The organism is Bacteroides caecigallinarum (genome assembly GCF_021531075.1).
Taxonomy (GTDB): Bacteria; Bacteroidota; Bacteroidia; order Bacteroidales; family Bacteroidaceae; genus Phocaeicola; species Phocaeicola caecigallinarum_B.
Window position 1 is genome coordinate 1 of sequence record NZ_JADYTJ010000060.1, and the last position, 15,495, is coordinate 15,495.

Consider the following 15,495-nt stretch of genomic DNA (forward strand, 5'->3'; position numbering starts at 1 on the left):
TTATTATTTTCCCCATTAATACACTGAGAAATTCACAAAAAAGAACTATCTTTGTTGTACCATCATCATGTAGCGCATGGGATAAAACTATCAAAGAATCAAAGTTTTATACTTGATTTTTGATATACAAATTTTGAATGAAGAAAGACGGTACAAATAAAATCAACAAAAGACTGAAAAACAAAGGTTTACACTTGTACATAGAAAATGAATTCTTTGTCAAAAATCTATTTGTACCGATTAAAATGCTAAAACGCTGATAATTAAACATGCTTCGATGTTGCATCGGTAAGTAACATAAGAAAGCAAAAGAAAGTAATGCTTACATAATATACAACAAGCTGATTAACAGAGATTTAAGTGTATATTTTTAATAATAAAATTATGGCTCAAATACTATTCTAATACAACTCAACTAACTGATATACAGATTACTAACATCTTTGCATCGGGAAATAAAATTTTTTACCGTAATATTTCAATATATTCTTCGTTGGCTTTTCCGCTGACAATACAAACCAACGGTACATCATCAATGCAGTTTGAATTCCATCGTAAATGGACTAACATTTCAACAGAAAGCATATAGGCATCCGATTCTTCTGCAACATATACGAAAGAGTGTCCAATAGGTTCATACTATGTCGGGACGAACGGTTCTTGGGCAGCGTTATAATGTTTCATGATTACCCGTCCTTATAACAAAGACGGGCAATCTAGTTGTTCCAATGCGGCATAATATTCTTCTCCGATGATTTTGTCCACCATCGAACAGTAAATCCTGCCATCAATGGAAGCCACTATGTGGCAAATGATATAGGGTCTCACAATATATTTTCTATTCTATTAAACCTATGTTATCCAGCCATTCTGCTGTCATTGCATGACAATTGGACGTCTGGGAAGAACGTATCCAAAGGCTCGGGGTCAGGAAATTACCATCTGGGATAAGACGTTTGGCATCCGCCTCGACACCGCTGATGCCGCTGCTGGCACTGGAAACAATCAGACCGATGTTCTTCCCCGCCATCTCATTCCCGTGATTAAACAGGAAACTCTGTAACGGAGCCGCCATATTGCTCCACCAGAGGGGTGCTGCCACAATCACCGTAGCGTAGTTCTCAAGTTCAACTTCTACAGGGTCGATGGCCGGATAGGAAGAGGCGTCATTCGGATTCTCACGGATAGCAGCAATCAAGGTACTTCCCAATGCATAGTTGTTTGCTGCATAATCCAATCCTTTTTCTGCCGGTTCTATACGGACAACATCAGCCTCTATCTGTGTCAGCAAATCGGTTACAATCGTATGCGTGTTATTCGTATAGCTGTAATAGACTACAAGAATATCTCCCTCGGCAGGATTGGGATTTTCAGGGTCATCATTTCCATTTTCACTGTCATTGTCATCACCTCCGTTATCCGGAGTTTCGGTCTGAGGCTGGTCAATTACAGGCTCATCATCTTCACAAGATGTAAACCCGAAAAATAGCCCTGCTGCCAGCAGGATATAAAATAACTTCTTCATATGTATTTTTTATTTGAGTTGATTTATAAGTTTATTTGTAAAACCAGTTAAAAGCCAAACTTTGCTTCCTGTATTCAAGTTTATAATCCCGTCAATTTTTCCTGATCCTCCGAATAACGTCCACCAATGATATGGATAGAATCCAAACGAGAACGAATCTCCGCCAATTCCTCATGCGAGAAGGTAACATCGACGGCACCAGCATTTTCAACAATCCGTTCAATCCTTTTTGATCCTGGAATCGGAACGATCCACGGCTTTTGAGCAAGAAGCCAGGCAAGGGCGACCCGTGCGGACGAAGTTTGTTTCTTTTGGGCCAAATGCTCCACATATTCGGCTAACGCTACGTTTTGTTGTAAGTTCTCCGGACTGAAACGGGGAATGGTACTCCGGAAGTCGGACTGGTCGAATGTCGTCTGCCGGTTAAAACGTCCTGTCAGCATGGCCTTGCCCAGCGGACTGAAAGGAACGAATCCGACACCCAGCTCTTCCAAGGTCGGCAACAACTCCGCTTCGGGCTTGCGGTACCACATTGAATACTCGCTTTGGACTGCCGTAAGCGGACATACGGCATGTGCCCGGCGGACTGTTGCGGCTGAAGCCTCGGACAATCCCCAATGGAGAACCTTACCCTCTTTGATCAAAGACGAAAGTGTATCGGCAACTTCTTCAATCGGCGTATTCGGATCAACACGGTGCTGGTAATAGAGGTCGATATGGTCTCTCCGCAGACGCCGTAACGAGCCTTCGACAGCACGGCGGATGACTTCCGGTTTGCTCGACAATTCAACGGGACGTGCCGACCCTTCAAAATGGACATTGGCCATATCATATCCGAATTTGGTGGCGATGACCACTTCATTACGGAAAGGCTCAAGAGCCTCGCCAACGAGTTCCTCATTTTTAAACATGCTATAGACCTCAGCCGTATCAAAAAAAGTGATACCGGCTTCTATGGCTTTACGGAGAGTTGTAATTGCTTCTCCCTTTTCCGGATAAGGCGGGTAACTCTGTGTAAAGCCCATACAGCCTAATCCGATAGCAGACACTTCCAGTCCGCTTTTTCCTAATATTCTCTTTTTCATATCACTTTATTTTTAGTCCGGGAATCAACGGTGTGGAGTCCACCAGTTCAAGAGACTTGACCATATCGAGCGTTCCCTGTTTGTATTTCTGAAAATGCGGAGTTTGGATGTGTTTGCGATATGCCTCCTCATCAGCATAAATCTCCAAAATGGTGACCTTGTTCGGATTCTCTTTCTCAGCTGTGGCATAAAGTGTCAACACACCAGGCTCAAGCCGCATGGAAGCCTCGATTTCCTCCTTCAGATAGGCATTATACTCTACCAGACGTAAAGGATCAACCTCTATTTTTGAAAGACGTACAAGCTGTTTGGTCGGATCCACCGTCTCTCGACCGGTATTCTTGATGGCATTCAACGCTTTCATGGCCGGTGGAAAACCAACATAGGGAAGACACTGAATAACAGCCGCCACAAGTGTTTCCTTACTTGTTCCCAGCTTCATATTTCCCAATGTGTGGGATTGAAGTTGCGAATCGGCCTCCAGCGTTGTCAGAATGCAGTAAATGAGCAATTCCCTGGTTTGGACATCCAGGCCGTTGCGGGTATAAATATCACCAAAACAATACTCTGTCAGGAAACGGGCCACATCAGCCCCCATACCACCCGGGACATCCGCCATCCGTTCGGCTATCTCGTTCCCATAAAGTGGATTCTGGATAGCAAATCCTTTTTCATATCGATTCTCTTCTGTGGTAGTACCCTGGGCATCCAGTGGCAAAGGAATACCTTTTTCACGGAAAACCTCGTTAATAACGCCGATGGCATTCAGTGTCCGCGGAAAACCGATGAACGGAGCGCACTGATAGACAGCTTCCCGTAGTTCAACAGGCGTCACACCTACATTCAATGCCGCCGCAGCGTGGGATTTCAGTTGCGGTAGGGTCTGCATCGTGGTAAGCACCGTACAGGTAATCAGTTCGCGGGTTTTGTGGTCAAGTTCACCTACGGCAAACACCTCACCAAAGATAAACTTCTGAAGGATGGCCATGAACTCCGGATCTGTTCCTTTTCCGGTCAGGGCTTCCCCTCCAAACAATGTGGTATAATTTTCTTTACAGAGATCTGTTCGATTCTTATTTTGTGCCTGCGCCACAGAGGAGAGAATCAGGCAACCCAATACAAAAACTGTTATAAATCGTTTCATACTGATTGTTTTAATGGTTACAAACTTTTGCCAAGTTGATAGGCTTCTTCTCCATATGTTGTATTTCTTATGGAACCGGCAGTCCATACACCAGGAGCTATGACAGACCCCATATCTCTCCAGCCAAGATAATCTGCCAAAGTAGAGTAATGAACTCGCATGGCTTCAGCATCCTTATACGCACTATTGGCGTATGCCATAAGGAAAGCGGTCTTCTTGGGAGCTCCTTTTATTCTCCCGTTAATGGCGTAGAACCTGTCTATGACACTCTTGATCTGTGCAGAGAATCCGAAATAATACATCGGGGTTACAAATACTACCATATCTGCCTCCAGCAGATGAGGACGTACAATACTGAAATCATCTTTCAGCACACAATCACCGTCCATACCGCAACGGTTACAAGCCATACAGCCATTGACCTTATGGGCGGCACAATCGAAACGGAACACCTCATGTCCCTTTTCCTGAGCTCCTGCAATGAAACGGTCAGCCAGGTAGTTTGTGTTGCCGTTTCGTCTAGGGCTTCCTGTCAATACTACAATTTTCATTTTATCTTCATTTTTAGTAAACAATTCGTCGGCGGTTGCTACTGAGGATAGCAACACTGTTGCTGCAGCTGAAGCCGAGCACTTCAAAAAATCTCGTCTGTCCATATTTTACCAAGGTTTATCAAATAAAGCTGCTGCATTTCCATATAAGATTCCAGGCAATAGAGATGCGAGTGTCGGATCGTCTGACATCCATGCACGCATCCGTTCCAATCCAGCCATCAATACCCGATCGGGCTGATACGGATAATCCGACCCGTAAAGCAAATGGTCGGGGGTTGTTATGGTCAACAACGTTTGCACCACCTCGGGAGTCGCAGCACCTGCAAGGTCATAATAGAGGTTCCGGAGATTGGCTTCCCAGTCGATTTCCTGCATGAATCCTTTTGATACCATGGCCGGATGGACAGCTTTCATACGGGGTATGGCCAGCGGCAGGAAGGAACCACAATGGGGTACAACAATTTTCACTTGCGGGTAACGGGCCGGAACATTCCGGGAAATCATATTGATGACAGCCCGAGTAGTCTCTGCCGGATATTCATAAACAGCCAGCGATGTAGTGGCAATAATATCCTCATGCACCGGTGATGGCTTGTGAGGATGAAGAATGATGACCGCCTGACGTTCATTCAGAATCTGCATGAGCGTATCGAGCTCGGCATCACCGACATATTGCCCACGACTGTTCGTCGCCAGCTTGATGCCGTCTGCACCAAGCGTATCCAGTGCATAGACGGCTTCCCGGACAGCCGCATCCACATCCGGCAAGGGAAGTGAGGCGCAAAAAAGGAATCTATCAGGATATTTAGTTTTCAACCGGGCACAAGACTCGTTATAGCTTCGTATTGCCCGACAGCACTCTTCCGCATCGCCAAACCAAGGCTGCGGTGCAGGCATGGAAAGTACTGCTTGGCTGATACCAGCTTCATTCATGAACTTCAGATGGGCATCCTCACTCCACTCTGGTAACGGGAAAGTTTCTTCCAAGGCGGCATCATGCTGTTCAAGCAGGGCTCGAAATTCAGGCAATACATTGTGACAACGTATATCTATGACACTTTGGGCATGTAATATTTCATGAAACATCATCATGCAAAGAAACAGGAAACAATACCGCATAGCCATCATCAAATCATTGGCATTTCCCACGAACCTCGTGTATCAACACCCGTATTTTCTGCGGCATACTCGATCATTCTCATATCCTCCGGTGAAAGGACTACTTGAAGGGCTCGGACTATATCCTGGACCTGTCCTACTTTAGTTACCCCGATAATTGGAGTCGTGCCTTTGGCTATTGCCCAGGCTATAGCGACCAAAGCCGGAGACACACCCAGTTTGGAACCGACTGAGCGCATTACATTGACCAAATCCTCTATCTGAGGTAACATCGGATTGTAGGTTTCGCCACGCTGACTTCCCTGAGGCATAGGATGGGTCGTATCATACTTCCCGCTTAAAGCTCCCTGTTCCAACACCATGTAGGCCCAAAAGTCAATGTCATGCTCACGGCAGTAATCCAGAATGCCTGCCTTTTCAGACGAGCGGTAAAGCAGACTGTAATGGTTCTGTACGGCAGACACATGTACGCCCTCCGCAGAAAGGATTTCTTCCGCACGCTTGATTTGTGCCAGATTATGATTGGAAACGCCCACACGGCGGATTTTCCCTTTTTTCACCAACGGCACCAGATAAGGAGTCCAGCGCTCTACATCAGCCGGATTATGAATCCAGTAGATATCGATATAATCGGTACCAAAACGGTTCAGGCTTCCTTCCAACATCTCTGCTACTGGATTTTCAGCCTTCTCATTAGCAATCTGAGGCGTAAACTTGGTGGAAACAAGCACCTCATTACGCGGATACTCACGGGTAAAGGCGGAAAGCACGGTTTCTGACGCTCCCATGCCATAGACTACAGCTGAATCCCATAGATTCAACCCGTTTTTCATTGCTTCATCAAAGACCGGACGCAATTCCTTTTCTTCAAGATAATTTCCAAAGACCTGATCCCCCCCGGCTACGCCTGTGCCCCACGACCAGGTTCCCAATACAATTGACGGTTTATTCATCATAATATATTCATTATTAAATTTAACGTATAAAATTGGTCATGGTGTGCGGCCCATGTTCCGGGAAAGTTATTCCGCCTTTCCGTCCAGCTTGAATACATTTCAGCAGCCATGCCATATTTCTTGCCAAGACACGCATTGTCTGCAAACCTTCCTCATCATTCCGAATTTCTTCAGGAGTATTTCCGTGAACGACATTCCAATACTGCGAAGGCACAATAGGCATGTTACAGTCTGCCATATATTTATTCAACTGGTCAAGAGTTGCCGTACCACCGCTACGGCGGCAGGTTGCAATGGCTGCCGCAGGTTTGCCGGCAAAATGTTCTCCATTGAATTCATCAATAAAAAATACACGGTCCATAAAAGATGTCATAGAACCGCTGGCTCCTGCATAATGAACGGGAGTTCCAAAGATAAACCCATCATACTTGTCGATCAAAGCAGTGAAATCATTGACCGTATCTTTTCGGAAACAACTTCTTTAACCAATACATGCCCCGCAACCTATACATCCTGCCACCGGTTGATTACCTACCCAAAAGATTTCGGACTGTATGTCTTCTTCCTTCAATGTCACTGCTATTTCGGAGAACGCGGTATAAACACAACCTTCTTTATGCGGACTACCATTGACCAGCAATACTTTTAGCGACTCCATTTTCAGTTACTTTTTCATATCTGGTAATAAAAGGCCTCCTACACCTACATTTTCCGGCTCATTTTCCTTTATAAAGACAAAAATGGCCTGTGGTGCAATACCTGTGGCACGTGCGGTTGCTTCAGTAACTTCTTTTACGAGCTGAGCCTTTTTCTCTTTGCTCATCTTTACTAATTCCATGATTATAGATGGCATAATTACTCCTCCTTATTTTTATTGTTTTCTATTTTCAATGATTTTCCCAAAGACATGCATTTGTCGATTATTTCACCCGTACGCAGATAAGAATAAGTAGGCATTTCAAACAGAACCGGTTTCAATTTACGGTAGTCAATTTTACCGTTCTCATCAATCACGGATTCTTCAGCGTATGTAGCCGAAATGCTACAGATAAAATTGTCGAATGTGTCGGTCTCGTAATTATCCAACACCTCGCAGTCCATTACCAACGGGGAGTTTTCAATAATCGGAGCGCCAGTCTCGCTCAAATGAAAGGCAAAGACTCCAGATTTGTCTGTCTTTGCACCGCTGACGCAACCCACATAATCAGCAGTCGGAAGGAACGATTCATCCACGATATTTACAGACAGACGTCCCGTGGTTTTTATCCCCTGATTAGTGAAATGCGGTTTGGCCAGTGAAACCAGAATACGGTTATGACCGATGATTCCCACATGGGCTACCAACACCCAGTTGACCTTCTCTTGTACAAATGTACCGACAACCACGGCCGGAGTCGGATACAGAGCAAGAACACTTCCTAAATTCCTTTTCATATTAATTCCTTTTTGCTTTTAACTCATTGATTCTTTTGCAAAAATACTCTGAAAAGGAATGGGCGTTGGTATATAATTTACCGATGTTTATACCCCTACACCCGATTTTGTATCTTATAGCATTTCAGCCATTTTCCACGTTTTAAACGTACAAGGAAGATAAATCCACGAAAACACAATTCTACACACATGGCAATCCATACGCCTTTCAGTCCTAATGTTGGAGCGAGCCAGGCAGCTAAGGTCAAACGTACAGCCCAGATGCTAAAGAAATTCATAAGACATGGTACAAGTGTATCAGCAGCTCCGACAAAAACACCGTATGCAACAATAGAGGCCGCAAACATAGGTTCGGCAAAGGCTTCGATGCGTAAAGCCATCACACCCAGCATGCGGATCTCTTCGACCGGAGTCATTATCCCGATAATCTGAGGAGCAAACAGATACATAAGGATACCCATTACCCCCATTATGGCCATTCCCATCAGTACGGTAATATGGGCAAAGCTACGGGTCAGCGTCTTCCGTCCGGCACCGATACTCTGGCCGACAAGAGTGGTGGCCGCATCCGCAATTCCGTAGCCGGGCATATAGCAAAGGCTCTCGGCCGTAATGGCAAAAGAATTGGCTGCAATGGCAAAGACTCCGAGAGGCGCTACGATGACTGTCGTCAGAATCTGGGCACCGCAAATGACAATATGTTCTATTCCCATCGGAAAACCGATACGGAATGCTTTCCTTAAGGTTTCGGCGTTCAGTTGGAATTTGTCTCCCTTGCTGTGGTATCTCAGTTTATCTGAACGTGTCAGCAAATACCACAGTAACACACCGGCTACCACTGTCTCTGCGGCAGCTGTACCCAATGCAGCACCGCTCACACCAAGTCCGGCTCCAGGGATAGTGAACTGCATGCCTGCAACGCTGCATCCGCGTGTCGGGAAAATCAGAAAGAAGTTGAATACTACATCCAATACGCACATGATGACACCCAGCAGACTGGGAATGCGCATATTTCCACTGCAGCGTAGCATACCGCCCGCCAGAAGAATCATTTGCAGGACAGGCAGGAAAATGGAAAATATGAAAAAATAAATGGAGGCATCCTGACGGATGGAGACATCGCCTCCCAACCATGCCGGCAGCGAAGAGCTGATGCCTGCACCCAATGCAGCCAGCAATAGACTGAAAACTAATGTGCCGACAAGTGACTGCAGCAGAATCATATGTGCTCCCTTTAAGTCGCCTGCTCCGACTTTGTGGGCCACCTGTACTGAAAATCCGGTGGCGGCAGCCGTGCAGAGTCCCCAGAAAAGCCATGTAGTGGTCGATACCAGTCCGATTGAAGCTGATGCCTCTGCACCTATACGTCCCACCATAGCTGCATCGATATACTGCATGATGATGGAAGACAATTGTGCAATGATGGCCGGAACACTGAGTTCTACGGTCAGGCGCAACTGCTGTCGCAAGGTCATCGGGCGGGCGTCACGGATAAGGTCAAGCAGTATGTCGGTTTTCTTTTCCTTTGTATTTTTCATTACCGGTTTCTGATAAGCCTGAATAATTTACCATAAGTCAACATGCGCCATATCCATTCCAATAGGCCAAACTGGCAATAATGTAACCAGATACGACTGAATATTGCCTGCATAAGCCAAACGCAGGCTGCCAGAACAACCACCAAAGAAAGTCCCATTCCGGCTCCCAGTCCCAATCCTATTCCGTAGAATATCAGAATGCCCCAAACAGACTGTCCGATATAATTGCTCAGGGCCATTCTTCCAGGGAAAGCAAACCAGCGGAAAACTGACAAACGTGGATATTTGAGCCAAAGCATACATATTCCAGCCATGTATGCAAAAGCCAGTGGATATACTCCAAAGAAATAAAGCAGACTGTGTATCGACTGTCCCCAGGGATGGTTATTCAGGGCGCTGTACGCATAGAAGATGGAAACAGGAAATCCCACAAGGGTTCCCCTTACAACTATTTGTTTCAGCCATGTCTTCCTTTCTTCAAGACGGGCATACAGATGCTGCCTTCCGATGTAGTAGCCAATGATAAACAAACCCATCACCTTGAAATAGCGGTTGCCATCGATGAATTCCTGCATGCGCACCCAGGCTCCTTGAATCAGAAACTGGAATACTTCTCTGTAACTTGAAGCATCGCGTAACCAATAGGCAAAATTTTCATTCGTAATACCAAATCGGGAACAATATATCTGCTGCATCTGTATGACCGTCGCTGAAAGTCTGGTATGTGTTGTTTCGCATAAGATATCAACGATAACAGGAATGAACAACAGCACGGCAGCAAAAGTAAGCAGACTACGATCCGACAGTTTTCTGAAAAGTGGAAGTATCATCCCAAGCAATGCATAAAGCAGCAGGATGTCACCACTCCAGATAAACAGCAGATGAACTACCCCTATGAAAGCCAGTATCATCATTCTCCGGTAGAATACCGGCATGGCATGCCCACCTCTCCTGGTAACATTTTCCAGAATAATAGAAAATCCTATGCCAAACAATAGGGAGAATATGGTGTAGAACTTGCCGTCGATAAAAAGGTAGAGCAAATAACGTAACCATCTGTCAGCTGCAGAAAACGGCAGTGCAGACGCATCATCGGCCGACATGAAAGTGTATAGTGAGAACTCCGGGAAATTAGCCATAACAATGCCTAAGAGGGCAAAACCGCGCAATGCGTCAAGTATGACAAAACGTTCCGTAGATTTCACGGGTGAGATTCCATTTGTTTTCATTTCAGGTAAGATACATTCCATATTTATCTTATTAATCCTTCGGTTTTAAAGCATCGACAAAACCCTTGAAGCGCGACAAGGCATCCTGTAGTACCGAACGCGGACAAGCGATGTTCCAGCGCAAGAATCCTTCTCCTTCGGCTCCGTACATAGTACCGCTGTTGAGCCAGAGTCCGGTCGTTTCCAACAGACTGGTCTGCAAGGTATCGGACGGCAAATGCAGTGCCCTGCAGTCAGTCCACACCAGATAAGTTCCTTCCAACTTCGTCACCGGTATTTCAGGCAGATGCGTACGGAAGAATGCACACAGACAGTCATAGTTGCCCTTCAGATAGTTCAGCAACTCAAGAAGCCAATCCTCCCCTTCATTATAAGCAGCAATGGTAGCCTCAATACCAAAAGGATTGACATCGCACACTTCATTGATGTTGATGGCACGGTCTATCCGCTGACGGATAGCTTCATCGCGGGCTATGATACTGGCAATCTGCAATCCTGCAATATTAAAGGATTTGCTGGGCGATACGCAAGTGACAGAATTCCACAAATGCTCCTCACTGACAGATGCATACGGTGTATAGGTATGTCCGGGAAAAACAAGCTCGCAATGTATCTCGTCCGATAGAACGGTTACATTATTCCGCAGGCAAATCTCTCCTATCCGGCATAACTCCTCACGGGTCCATACACGTCCTGCGGGATTATGCGGGTTACACAAAAGCAACAGTTTTACGCCCGGTTCTTTCACTTTTCGTTCCAAATCGTCAAAGTCGATATGGTAGGTACCGTCCTCGTATATCAAGGGATTGGAAACAATGCGGCACCCGTTGTTACGGATGGAAGAAAAGAAGCAGTTGTATACGGGAGTCTGCACGACCACCCCGTCGCCCGGTTCAGTCAAGGCCTTTATGACAGCAGATACAGCCGGAACTACTCCGGAAGTGTATATCATCCATTCTTTACGGAAAGCCCAGTGATGACGCCTTTCAAACCAGCGGATTACTGCCGTGTAGTATTCATCGGGAACACGCACATACCCGAAAATGCCGTGCCCTACACGCCTGGCCAATGCTTCGGTAATTGCAGGAGCCGTACGGAAATCCATATCGGCTACCCAAAGGGGAAGTATACCCTTACTTGTCGGCAGGCTGTCCCACTTGTAGGAATTTGTTCCCCGGCGGGGAATAATTGTATCAAAGTCGTATTTCATGGTCCTTACATTTTAGTCGGTAAAACAGGTACGTTCATCTCTAAGCCGGATCTCACAGTCGGCAGGAGCTTTGATATTTTCATCAATGGTTATCGAGCCATACTCGTCTGCAACAATACGTCCCGACATCGGATTCTTGATGTTGGTTATGGCACCGCGGATATCGGCCTGAAGAGTGCTGTATTCAAAGGCACGGTCGCAGTCCGGACCGAACGTACAGTTTTCCAATACAAGGTCATGAGCATAGCAAAGTGGTTGCTCACCGGTAATGTGACAGTTCACCAGACGGAGATTTTTGGAATGCCAGCCAAGGTATTCGCCGTTAAGCTCCGAATCGTAGATGGTCACATTCTCAACCTCCCAGAAAGCATCCTTAGTGGTAATCTTAGCATTGTGAATTTCCACATTCTTCACATACTGGAAAACATACTTGCTGTCGCTTTCCAAGCCGTCTACATAAATGTTATTGCTGAACATGAAAGGATAGGTTCCTCCATGCAATTTAAGGTTCTTGACACGGATGCCGTTGCAACGCCAGAATACTTCATCGGCATCATTCATTGTAACGTTTTCAATATCAATCTCACTCATCTCGCGGAACATTTTCGGGGCATCAATCACGGTATCTTTCATCTGCAGATGATCGGAATACCATAATGCCGAGCGTCCTCCTACATCAAAATAGCAACGCTCAATTTTGAAGCCATGAACGTGCCAGAATGGATAGTTACCTTCAAACCTGCATTCAAAAGCTTCAATGTTGCTACATTCCTTGATGGCCGATTCTCCGGCGCGGATAATTACGTTTTCAAGACGAAGATCATGGGATTCAAACAAGGGGCGTTCACCCCCGAATTCAGTATTTTTAATAAGTTTCATATGAGATATTGGCTTAATGATTATTAATTTCAAAAGTTACGGTCACATTGCCTTGTCCTAGAGCAGAGGATAATCCTGACGGATTTTCAAGTTGTCCTAAACGTGTATAGCTGTAAGACGATGAGAACGTTTCATAGAAGAGAACAAGACAATTGGAACCGTAAAGCATCAAATCTCCGTTCCGGATAGTTCCCAGGCGATAACTATCCGTCGGCAGGCTCTCGGACAGATAATAGTATTTCTCATTACCATTCAACTCGTTCATTGTTATCGTCATGGGTAGCAGAGCGGTAAAGGCACGTGTTGTAGCGTTATCCTCAAGTGTGACAGTAAAACTACGGTCATCTACACGAATTGTAATGTTTCTGTTCATTTGGTCTTCTTCTCCACTATTTCCGTTGTTTTCATTGTCATTACCTTCATTGTTGTTCCCCGAATTGTCACTGTCTCCCGGTTCTTCGGGATTCGGAACGGAAGGAAGGATAGGATTTTCCGTTATAGGTTCATCTTCAGGACTGCAAGCAGTCAGTACAGGTATGACAGCTATCAGTAGCAAAGTCAGGATAATACATTTGTTCATATCATTTCTATTTTAGTATTTATAAATCCAATTCCATTTTAAATGATTACAGTTCCTTGTTTCCTTTCAACATCGCAAATTTATATCGGATTACTTACAGACATGGTAGATAGATTACAGATGTTATAACCCCAATTACATAATTCACGAGACGAATATGTAAAATCTGTATATTAGGTTATAATATCAGTAATTAAGGTTATGATAGAGTCTGCATAATCATCTAATTTTGTATAAAAAAGAAATACAATATGGATAAGATACTTAATTTAGATAATGTAGATCAGTACAATCAACTGTATGGCCTTGAAACCCTGCACCCGCTAGTAAGTGTGGTCAATCTAAATGAAGCGACACGTGGGGTGGATTTCATACGTTTGAATTACGGTGTGTATGCCATATTCTTAAAATTGGAAAAGTCCTGCGACATCAAATACGGTCGACAGAAATATGACTACGAGGAAGGGACCATTGTCTGTTTCGCTCCAGGACAAAAGGCCGAAACTACTTCCACAATAGCAACGGTCCAGACAAATGCTTATGGAATTCTGTTTCACCCTGACCTTCTTCGCGGTACGTCTTTAAATAAAACGATAAAGAATTACACATTTTTCTCGTATGAGGTTAATGAAGCGTTACACGTCTCGGAAGAGGAACAGACAATTATATTAGACTGTTTGAATATAATCCGGAAAGAGCTGGAACATAATATAGACAAGCACAGCAAAAAACTTATTGCCACCTATATCGAATTGTTACTTGGTTACTGTACGCGGTTCTACGAACGTCAGTTTCTCACACGCAGCAAAAGCAATCGGGATGCACTGACCCGTTTCGAATATCTGCTGGATGAATACTTTGAGGGGGATACTGCCGAACGTGACGGGCTTCCTTCCGTGAAATACTTCGCTGACAGATTATGTCTGTCTCCCAACTATTTCGGAGACATGATCAAAAAAGAAACCGGTAAGACTCCGAAGGAATATATTCAGGAGAAAGTCATCGAAATAGCGAAGGATCGAATGTCTGGTACTGAAGATACTGTAAGCCAGATTGCTTATTCTCTCGGATTCCAATATCCACAACACCTCTGCCGCCTTTTCAAAAAGCGGGTCGGATGCACGCCGAATGAATATCGGACACAGATAAATAACTGAAAGAACAAATGAAAGAGACATTAGACATAAAAAGTGTATGCGAATGTAACCGTCGTTTAGGGTGTAAGACATTGCACCCTCAGGCAAGTATCATCAATCTGGAACGCCCTGATTTAGAACAAGAAAACGTAAAATTTGAGTTCTATGCCGTGCTGCTCACTGAAGAATGTACTGACGGTTGTTGTGGACGTAAATATTATGACTACTCAAATGCTACAATGGTATTTTTAAAGCCCGGAGATATTTTCCAAATGAGTAAGAATAATACCTTGCCGGATAAAGGTTATTTATTAATATTCCACCCTGACCTGCTTTTTCGGACTAGCTTGAAAAACCATATCAAAAATTACACTTTCTTTCGTTATCGCAAGGAAGAAGCCTTACATCTGTCTAAACGTGAAACAGAAAAAATTACTTGTTGCCTGTGGAATATCGAAGAAGAACTTCATCATCCCATTGATGTACACAGCAGTACCATTCTTTCACGGCATATCGAATTATTATTGGATTACTGTACCCGTTATTACGAGCGTCAGTTTATCACAAGAGAGGACAAGAATAAAATAATTTTAGAAAAGATGGAAAAGCTGCTTGACGGTTATATCAATTCCGGTAAGTTATGTAATGCCGTTCTTCCCACACCAGAATACTGTGCCGAGAACCTCGGTCTTTCCGTTTCTTATTTCAAAGACTTGCTGAAATTCGAGATTGGCAAAACATTGGAGGAATATTTCAAGCTGAAACAGTTTGAAGCAGCTAAAAGATTGTTGTTAAAATCAGGAAATACCCCAGCCGTCGTAGCACGACAATTGGGCTATCCCAACGTACAATATTTCAGTCTACTATTCAAAAAGATGACAGGAATAACACCGAATGAGTACAAGCACTCACAATGAGAATAGCCTGATACTATTATAGAGGTGATAATATTCAAAATAGAAACATTATATTTGCAAAAACGGTGCGACAAGAAGTCGTACAAGTAATTGTTCAGCATGATGTCTGAACCTGTTGTTCCGTCAACAGTAGCCTAAAGAGGCGTGCTTTACGAGTAATTGTTTGGTGCGAAGCCCTCTTGACAATAT

At 44.5% G+C, this 15,495-nt stretch carries 15 protein-coding genes and 2 pseudogenes; 2 read left to right on the forward strand and 15 right to left on the reverse strand.

All coding sequences use genetic code 11. From position 1 onward, the window contains the following. Positions 1-838 precede the first annotated feature (838 nt). The 15 genes and pseudogenes from I6E11_RS12830 to I6E11_RS12900 all read right to left on the reverse strand — a co-directional run bounded on the left by I6E11_RS12830 (position 839) and on the right by I6E11_RS12900 (position 13,253). Positions 839-1,525, reverse strand: coding sequence for a flavodoxin (locus I6E11_RS12830; protein ID WP_235338560.1), 687 nt, complete (start codon positions 1,523-1,525; stop codon positions 839-841). Between the two features lie 80 nt (positions 1,526-1,605). After that, positions 1,606-2,610, reverse strand: coding sequence for an aldo/keto reductase (locus I6E11_RS12835; protein ID WP_235338561.1), 1,005 nt, complete (start codon positions 2,608-2,610; stop codon positions 1,606-1,608). A gap of 1 nt (position 2,611) precedes the next feature. Next, complete coding sequence (locus I6E11_RS12840; RefSeq protein WP_235338562.1) at positions 2,612-3,754, reverse strand: carboxymuconolactone decarboxylase family protein; 1,143 nt, start codon at positions 3,752-3,754, stop codon at positions 2,612-2,614. Between the two features lie 17 nt (positions 3,755-3,771). Beyond that, a complete protein-coding gene (locus I6E11_RS12845; protein WP_235338563.1) occupies positions 3,772-4,410 on the reverse strand; it encodes an NAD(P)H-dependent oxidoreductase in 639 nt (212 codons plus the stop codon). Positions 4,411-4,413: 3 nt separating this feature from the next. Further along, positions 4,414-5,457 carry an amidohydrolase family protein gene (locus I6E11_RS12850; RefSeq protein ID WP_235338564.1) on the reverse strand — a complete coding sequence of 348 codons (1,044 nt, stop codon included), beginning with the start codon at positions 5,455-5,457 and terminating at the stop codon, positions 4,414-4,416. Then, entirely contained in the window at positions 5,436-6,383 is a 948-nt protein-coding gene (locus tag I6E11_RS12855) for an aldo/keto reductase (protein ID WP_235338565.1), read from the reverse strand. Before I6E11_RS12855 ends, I6E11_RS12850 begins: the two co-directional genes overlap by 22 nt. 19 nt (positions 6,384-6,402) lie before the next feature. Then, positions 6,403-6,846: pseudogene (locus I6E11_RS12860) on the reverse strand (flavodoxin family protein); the annotation flags it as partial. 18 nt (positions 6,847-6,864) lie between these two features. Continuing rightward, positions 6,865-7,041, reverse strand: a complete 177-nt coding sequence (locus I6E11_RS12865) for a flavodoxin family protein (protein ID WP_235338567.1) — start codon at positions 7,039-7,041, stop codon at positions 6,865-6,867. 6 nt (positions 7,042-7,047) lie between these two features. Next, a complete protein-coding gene (gene dmpI, locus I6E11_RS12870; RefSeq protein WP_235338568.1) occupies positions 7,048-7,236 on the reverse strand; it encodes a 4-oxalocrotonate tautomerase DmpI in 189 nt (62 codons plus the stop codon). A 41-nt stretch (positions 7,237-7,277) separates the two neighbouring features. After that, positions 7,278-7,817, reverse strand: a pseudogene (locus I6E11_RS12875) (flavin reductase family protein); the annotation flags it as partial. Between the two features lie 95 nt (positions 7,818-7,912). Further along, on the reverse strand, positions 7,913-9,355 hold the full coding sequence (locus I6E11_RS12880; protein ID WP_235338569.1) for an MATE family efflux transporter: 1,443 nt from the start codon (positions 9,353-9,355) through the stop codon (positions 7,913-7,915). Beyond that, entirely contained in the window at positions 9,355-10,605 is a 1,251-nt protein-coding gene (locus I6E11_RS12885) for a DUF418 domain-containing protein (RefSeq protein WP_235338570.1), read from the reverse strand. The genes I6E11_RS12880 and I6E11_RS12885 overlap by 1 nt, the downstream gene beginning before the upstream one ends. 10 nt (positions 10,606-10,615) lie before the next feature. Beyond that, the gene (locus I6E11_RS12890) at positions 10,616-11,794 is read right to left on the reverse strand and encodes a MalY/PatB family protein (RefSeq protein WP_235338571.1); all 1,179 of its coding nucleotides are present in this window, start codon (positions 11,792-11,794) and stop codon (positions 10,616-10,618) included. Positions 11,795-11,806: 12 nt separating this feature from the next. Continuing rightward, on the reverse strand, positions 11,807-12,673 hold the full coding sequence (locus I6E11_RS12895) for a DUF3737 family protein (RefSeq protein ID WP_235338572.1): 867 nt from the start codon (positions 12,671-12,673) through the stop codon (positions 11,807-11,809). Between the two features lie 13 nt (positions 12,674-12,686). Beyond that, positions 12,687-13,253 carry a cyclophilin-like fold protein gene (locus tag I6E11_RS12900; RefSeq protein WP_235338573.1) on the reverse strand — a complete coding sequence of 189 codons (567 nt, stop codon included), beginning with the start codon at positions 13,251-13,253 and terminating at the stop codon, positions 12,687-12,689. Positions 13,254-13,504: 251 nt separating this feature from the next. On the opposite strand from I6E11_RS12900, the gene I6E11_RS12905 reads away from it, so the two are divergent. Further along, entirely contained in the window at positions 13,505-14,410 is a 906-nt protein-coding gene (locus tag I6E11_RS12905; RefSeq protein WP_235338574.1) for a helix-turn-helix domain-containing protein, read from the forward strand. An 8-nt stretch (positions 14,411-14,418) separates the two neighbouring features. Then, complete coding sequence (locus I6E11_RS12910) at positions 14,419-15,306, forward strand: helix-turn-helix domain-containing protein (RefSeq protein WP_235338575.1); 888 nt, start codon at positions 14,419-14,421, stop codon at positions 15,304-15,306. The last annotated feature ends 189 nt before the right edge of the window (positions 15,307-15,495 follow it).